We start from the raw sequence: 6,382 nt of genomic DNA, 5'->3' as shown, positions 1-6,382 counted from the left end.
CCCTGATTCCTTGATATGCTCTGCGAAACTGGTTTTAACCTGATTATTTATTCTCCCACTAATATGGTCTGTTTATTTACGCCGTACTGTACTAGCTCGTTTATTTTCGGCAGCCAATTCTGAATCTTCCGCCAGATATAATTCGCCTGCGAGCATTTTCTGTTTTTCGGTTTTTTCCATGACAGACTTATGGGGCTTCTCGGTTATGTGTGATACACCTTAGTAGCGGCTAGAGTAGCATATTCCATGCTTAATTAAATATGGCATAAGTATCTTTTCCCTGCCGTTTAGCTCGGTACATCGCAATATCAGCATCCCGCAGCAAAGTTGCAGCCTCCTCATAATTTTTAAAATTCCCAGTAATACCAATGCTGGCTGTAGCAGATAATTCATGTCCATTGAGGTGAAGTGGTAATCGCAAGGAGTCTTGAACACGTTTAGCAAAATTGGTGGCATCGGTAATGTCTTTAATATCCTCCAAAAGAACAGTAAACTCATCACCACCAAATCGTGCTATAGTATCGGCACTGCGTAAACACGACTCTAAACGTCTAGCGATCGCTACTAAAAAATCATCCCCAATTCCATGCCCAAAGCGATCGTTAATCTCCTTGAAGCCATCTAAATCCAAAAATAAAACTGCAAAATAATAATCGCTTCTGCGTCTGCTACGTTCAATTGCTTGTGTGAGCCGGTCTAAAAATAAAACACGATTCGGTAATGCTGTCAACCCATCATAAAACGCATTGTGAATTAGTCCCGCTTCTGTCTGCTTGCGTTTGGTGATGTCTTGAAAAACTAAAACCGAGCCAGTAATATTGCCATTTTGATCGCGGATGGGTGCAACATTATCCTCAATCGCTATTTCATTGCCATCTTTAGTAATCAGTGTAGAGTTTTCTGGTAAATTTAAAACCTCACCTGTTTCGATTACATGTATGGCTAAATTTTTAATTGTTTCTCCTCCATCTTTGTCAACTAAGTTAACAACTTCTACTAAATCTTTACCGAACGCTTCACTTTGCTTCCAACCAGTGATTAGTTCTGCTATGGGATTCATCATTTGAATACAACCATTTGCATAAGTCACAATCACTGCACACCCCATACTGTTAATAATTGCCCTTAGCCTGTATTTTTCTTCGTGTAATATCTTTTTGCTCTGGTAGTTGTACAGAGCCATTTCAATCGCAAAATGTAAATCACTTTCAAGAAATGGTTTGACTATGTAACTAAAAGGCTCACTTAGATGATTTTTATGTAATGTTTTAAATTCCGAACCCTCTGTTAGATATACTACAGGCACATGTAAATGACTCTCAATCATATCCCCTACGTGTAAACCGTCAATTCGCCCAGGTAGAAAGGTATCAACTAATACTAAATTTGGATGAGTTTCTGCTACTTTTTTTATTGCATCTTCACTACACTTGGTTATTTCTGAAACAGAATAGCCTAGTTTTTGTAAAATTTTTTTAATATTTGAGGCTGGGATTTTTTCATCCTCAACAACTAGGATTTTGCAGATCGACATATTAAAATAACCTGCTTGCTAAGGTTCCGATTTTTCTTGTGAGTGTTAACTCGATAGAAAAGTCATCTCTTATCATAAACAATCTCTAACTACCTATGTTCTTGCTTCACACAAATACCAGGGTAAACACACAGTATTTATGAAATCTTTGCTGGATAAGGATCTTGATGGAAAAAACAGCCGACGCCCAAACCCTCATTATTAAAGGATTATTATACTTTAGATGCGCTTGCCTGATATAAATCTTGAACTAGGGCTCAAATAACATCATATTATTAACTCCGATAATTTTTGTGCTTTTCAAAGCTAATTTTGATTAGTTCATGCAGTTAATATCATGTAATTAAGATCAAATATAAGTTACCATGTAATTATCAGCAATCAAAAACTGAGTTTCAAAAACATAAATATTTTGCTACTACTAAGAATTAATAATTATCTGGAATTAAAGAGTTTAATACTGCTTTGTCTACAAATAGTCTTTGTCTCAGAGGATGTTTGAAAACTGCGCGAACAATTTAGAGTTGTGAGTGAGATGGTGTTACTTAGAGGATATTTGAAAAGTCGTAAAGTATACCAAAAACCCCGCTTCCAAACCTCTCCCCGCTTCGGTGAGAGGCTTTAAAACCTCCATTCCCTTGTAGGGAAGGGGGGCTAGGGGGGTTAGGTTTCTGAGGTTTTGATGTTAGCAATAATACTTTTAAAACATCCTTTTAGAACTATTCATCGCTTCTGGTTAATACTTAATCACAAATCCTGTGATCTGAAAATATGCAAGTTCAATGCTCATCAGCAGATCACGGGATTTTCTAGTCGTTTTGTGCTTTAGATATTGGACTTAGTTTTAGTCAGTTCAATGCTAATTTTGCCACTAAAGTCTGGAATAGGTGCGGCAGGTTTGCTCAGAATCACTTGGACTTGTGTTACACGATCGCATTCTTGGAGAATAGAATCTGCGATCGTTGCTACCAACTTCTCCACCAAAGCAAATTTAGACGTTTTGACCAGATGTTGTATCAAGCTAATGACGCTGCGATAATCTAAAGTGTCTTCGATCGCGTCAGTCTTGGCCGCTGTGGAGATATCCAACCATAACTTTACATCCACCTCAAACCATTGTCCTAGCACCTGTTCTTCTGGTAGATACCCCGTGTAGCCATAGCCGCGAATTCCCGTTAAATGAATGCAGTCCATAAAAGTTTGAGAGCAAATTGGGCATTTTGTAGAAAGTGGAGCAAGTTTGCTTGGAGATTTTCTTTCCCAGATGGATTTTAAATTGAATTTCCCTAGACAAAATCTAAAATTTAAGATTGTTTTATAACTATGTTTGATTTAATGCCGATCGCCTTTAAAAATATTAATCAACTTTGGGCTTATATTTTAACAGAGACGCTAAAGCGGTTGGGATTGACTTGTGCGATCATTTGTCCTGGATCACGCTCTACACCCTTAGTAGTAGCCTTTGCTCAACAAGTACCTGAGATTGAAGCGATTTCCATTCTCGATGAACGTTCCGCTGCCTTTTTTGCCTTGGGACAAGCTCAAGCAACCGGACGCCCTGTAGTACTAGTTTGCACTTCTGGTACAGCAGGAGCAAATTTTTATTCCGCAGTCATCGAAGCCTCATATAGTCGCGTACCACTGCTGATATTAACCACCGATAGACCGCTAGAATTACGAGATTGTCACTCTGGGCAAACTATAGATCAATTGAGATTATATGGAAACTACCCAAATTGGCAAACGGAGTTAGCTTTACCCTCCGCCGACATAGGAATGCTAGCTTACCTGCGACAAATGGTAATTCATAGCTGGGAAAGGGCGCAAACTCCTACAAAGGGGCCAGTACATTTGAATATTCCCTTTCGCGATCCCTTAGCACCTCTTCCTGATGGAACTGACTTGAGTTATTTGCAATCACAGTTTCAACCAGAAGACTTTTTTGCAGGAATAGTAAACACCACCCCATGCCCCATGACGTCAGATGCTCCACTTGGGGGAACCCCAAGACCGCACTGGCTCCCCCATGCCCCATGCCCTATGCCCAAAGAATGGAAGGAATGCGATCGCGGCATTATTATCGCAGGTGTTGCCCAACCACAGCAACCAGAGGAATATTGTAGAGCGATCGCGCAACTTTCCCAAGCTCTCAAATGGCCAGTGCTGGCAGAGGGACTCTCCCCAGTGAGAAATTATGCCGAACTCAACCCTTATTTGATTTCCACATACGACCTGATTTTGCGAAATCAGCAACTAGCAAAGCAGTTAGCGCCCAAAATGGTGATTCAGGTGGGAGAAATGCCTACAAGTAAAGAACTGCGTACTTGGATAGATGCAACCCAACCCCGACGCTGGATAATTGACCCCAGTGACCAAAACCTCGACCCTTTGCACGGGAGGACGACGCATTTACGGATATCTGTAGAAGACATAAAGGCAGAGGAAAGAAATTTATCTTTCTCATCAGACTATGGAAAGAAATGGTGTGATGCGGAAGCTAAGGTCAGGTTAGTTGTTGACCAGACGATGGGGAAAATAGATGAAATAATTGAGAGTAAAGCAGCTTGGTTAATTTCTCAGATTTTACCACCAGGAACGCCTCTGTTTATTGCTAATAGTATGCCTGTGCGGGATGTGGAATATTTCTGGAAACCGAATAATTTAGGAGTGCGATCGCACTTTAACCGGGGTGCAAATGGTATAGATGGCACATTATCCACAGCTTTAGGAATTGCCCATCGCCAGCAAAGTAGTGTGATGTTAACTGGAGATTTAGCTCTGTTGCATGACACCAATGGTTTTTTAATCCGCAATAAGTTTGTTGGGCATCTGACGATTGTGTTAATCAACAACAATGGCGGTGGGATTTTTGAAATGTTACCTATTGCCAAATTTGACCCACCCTTTGAAGAGTTTTTTGGCACTCCTCAGGATATTGATTTTGCTCAGTTGTGTGCTACTTACAATGTGCAGCATGAATTAATTACTTCTTGGCAACAGTTGCAGCAAAGATTAAACCCGCTCCCAATTATGGGAACTCGGGTTTTGGAGGTGCGAACGAATCGTAAAGCAGATGCTAAGTGGCGACAGGATAATTTGGGTAAGTTTTCTGCAAATATTGCGATTTAACTATCCCATTTGGTGAAACGCTTGTGGGATTAAACTTAAAAGTCCTTTGCAACAAGTGTTACAAGCCCTGAATAAGTAGGAACAAACTATTGATATTCAGTGAATTTAAACATTCTTTCGAGATAGAGAAAAATTCTGTACTTCTCTCAAAACTAATAATTCATTTTCTTTAATTAAGTGACCATTGCAGATTATTGGTAGCTGATCTAAATTAGCTTGAAATGCAATTAGATAGTCTCTACGATTAACTTCAACAATAATCTCTTTCTCTTCATCTTCTATAATAGTTATAACAGTAACTTTTGCTTTTTCATTTCCACCAAACCATTCAAGCTTAATTACTAAACCTTTAATTTTTGAGTTCTTGTTTAGAAGATAAAGGCAATGCAATAGTATCAATTAGGATAGCTTTTTGGTTTCTACCCAAAGTATTTTTGCGAGATTTTAATTTATTCCTAACTTCTGTAATAACAGACAGAAGTTGTTTGTTTAATTTTATTTCTAAAGGAATATTAGATGGATGATCTAGTGCTTTTGAACAAGTTAAATTAAAACTCAGGTTTGGATCATTATCATTATTTATCATGTGTGATAATGCATCACATAGATTAGCACTTACTCCTTCTTCTATCGCTTTATTTAAAACATCTTCTCTTTCGGAAAGTTTTTGCTCGTTAGCTAAACTAATAATATTTAAAGCTTGAAATAGAGTTCTAGTCACCTTTCTCTCAAAGCAATTGGAAGATTGATAATTGTCAACTTTTAATGGAGAAATAAGGGTTAAAACATAGCTGCCTTCTTTGGTATATCCTAAACGTAATTTTTGCATATAGTCAGTTACTTCACTAAATGAACCTTTAAAGTAAGGTTTAGATTGTACAGCAGATGAAGCAGCAGACCACATTAGCTTTTTAGCTGATTCAAATAATTGAACTCCTTGATATATAGGAATGCTCCCATTTATAATTTCTGAATGATTCACTGAAATTTGTATAATTTCTGCTAGTGGAGTCTTAAGATTAGTTATTATTTCTAACTGAGAACGATTTTCTACAATTTCAAGATTTTGTAAAACTTCCCTCATACGAGCAGAAAAATCTCGAAATTCAGGATTCAGAGGTAATAAGATTTCAACATTGTCTCCTTGAGCTAGTTCTAATGTCCAAACAGATGCAATATCGTTTATTTGCCTTTGTTCCTTCCAACCTTAAGTTTCCAAATAGCTAGCAACTTCTAGTGGATTTATGGATTTAAGAACGTCAATGTCTCGTATAGTTGCTTTCATGGATTACCTCCATTTGAGATTATATCCATCAATTTTTGTAGAGTTTCTACATTAAATATTTTAGTTTTTGATAAATGCACTGACTTAGTTTCTTGACCAATAGGTAATTCCTTTTCACCTCGCAGTGATGTCCAGTAAGCACAATGTTTAATAACTAATTGTTCTTCGCACTGATACAACCAACTATTTAGATCGTCAGCCAAGACAACAACAACTAAAATGCGTGGAACATAGACATTAGTATATCTTAAATCGTCATAGTTTTTTTTCTTTAAGGGATAACTCATACTCGTAGCACCAACTACATTCCTCTTAAAAGGGGCTTTTAGCTGTAATTCTAAATAGACCTATCCTTAATATAAATATTATGAGATAATTAAGGAATAAAATAAAAACTAAACTGCATCTAGTATGACAACACCTTTACAAAGAAT

General features: G+C 37.8%; 4 protein-coding genes and 2 pseudogenes. 1 reads left to right on the top strand and 5 read right to left on the bottom strand.

Annotated features, from left to right (window positions below):
* Nucleotides 1–78 precede the first annotated feature (78 nt).
* From V7K36_RS09305 to folB, 3 genes and pseudogenes are all read right to left on the bottom strand, one after another.
* Nucleotides 79–180, bottom strand: a pseudogene (locus V7K36_RS09305) (maltose acetyltransferase domain-containing protein); the annotation flags it as partial.
* 70 nt (nucleotides 181–250) lie between these two features.
* Nucleotides 251–1,534: a diguanylate cyclase domain-containing protein gene (locus tag V7K36_RS09300; RefSeq protein ID WP_335115085.1), complete on the bottom strand. Its 1,284-nt coding sequence runs from the start codon at nucleotides 1,532–1,534 to the stop codon at nucleotides 251–253.
* 825 nt (nucleotides 1,535–2,359) lie between these two features.
* A complete protein-coding gene (gene folB, locus V7K36_RS09295) occupies nucleotides 2,360–2,728 on the bottom strand; it encodes a dihydroneopterin aldolase (protein WP_335115083.1) in 369 nt (122 codons plus the stop codon).
* A gap of 129 nt (nucleotides 2,729–2,857) precedes the next feature.
* Between folB and menD the strand changes: the two genes are divergently transcribed.
* Nucleotides 2,858–4,663, top strand: coding sequence for a 2-succinyl-5-enolpyruvyl-6-hydroxy-3-cyclohexene-1-carboxylic-acid synthase (gene menD, locus V7K36_RS09290; protein WP_335115081.1), 1,806 nt, complete (start codon nucleotides 2,858–2,860; stop codon nucleotides 4,661–4,663).
* A gap of 349 nt (nucleotides 4,664–5,012) precedes the next feature.
* On the opposite strand, the gene V7K36_RS09285 is transcribed toward menD, so the two are convergent.
* Nucleotides 5,013–5,747: a hypothetical protein gene (locus tag V7K36_RS09285; protein WP_335115079.1), complete on the bottom strand. Its 735-nt coding sequence runs from the start codon at nucleotides 5,745–5,747 to the stop codon at nucleotides 5,013–5,015.
* A 197-nt stretch (nucleotides 5,748–5,944) separates the two neighbouring features.
* Nucleotides 5,945–6,280, bottom strand: a pseudogene (locus V7K36_RS09280) (DUF4365 domain-containing protein); the annotation flags it as partial.
* Between the last annotated feature and the right edge of the window lie 102 nt (nucleotides 6,281–6,382).

The organism is Nostoc sp., assembly GCF_036919555.1.
Classification (GTDB): domain Bacteria; phylum Cyanobacteriota; class Cyanobacteriia; order Cyanobacteriales; family Nostocaceae; genus Nostoc.
This window is presented reverse-complemented; position numbering and strand designations above follow the sequence as displayed.